Genomic DNA, 398 nt, shown 5'->3' on the forward strand with positions numbered 1-398 from the left:
CGCACCGCCGCCGCCCCCGCCCCTGGACGGCGGCCTCGTCCGGGTCCACGACCTCGCCGGGCGCCCGCGCGGGCTGGGCGTCGTCGCCGACCACGACGGCACGGTGCTGACCAGCCACGAGACCGTCGACGGACTGCCCCGCATCGTCCTGCGCACCGCCACCGGCGACCGCAGCTGCGTGGTGACCGCCGACGCGGTGACCCCGCTGCCCGAACGCAACCTGGCCCTCGTCCGCACCGAAGGCCTCGGCGTCGACCCGCTCCCGCTCACCACGCGGGAACGCGTCGAGACCGGCGCCTACGTCCGGATCGTGGCCGGCTGCCGGCGCGAGGCCCGGGTGCTGGGCGCGACCGAGGTGACGTACACCGCCACCGACCGCGTCCACCGGTTCGGCGACG

At 77.6% G+C, this 398-nt stretch carries 1 protein-coding gene; it reads left to right on the forward strand.

The genetic code is table 11. The annotated features are described in order from the left end of the window. Window positions 1-22 precede the first annotated feature (22 nt). Window positions 23-398 (forward strand): trypsin-like peptidase domain-containing protein (locus tag CCN42_RS45490; protein ID WP_339384159.1); only part of this gene is annotated, 376 nt, incomplete at its 3' end.

It is taken from the genome of Streptomyces glaucescens, from assembly GCF_002154375.1.
Taxonomy (GTDB): domain Bacteria; phylum Actinomycetota; class Actinomycetes; order Streptomycetales; family Streptomycetaceae; genus Streptomyces; species Streptomyces glaucescens.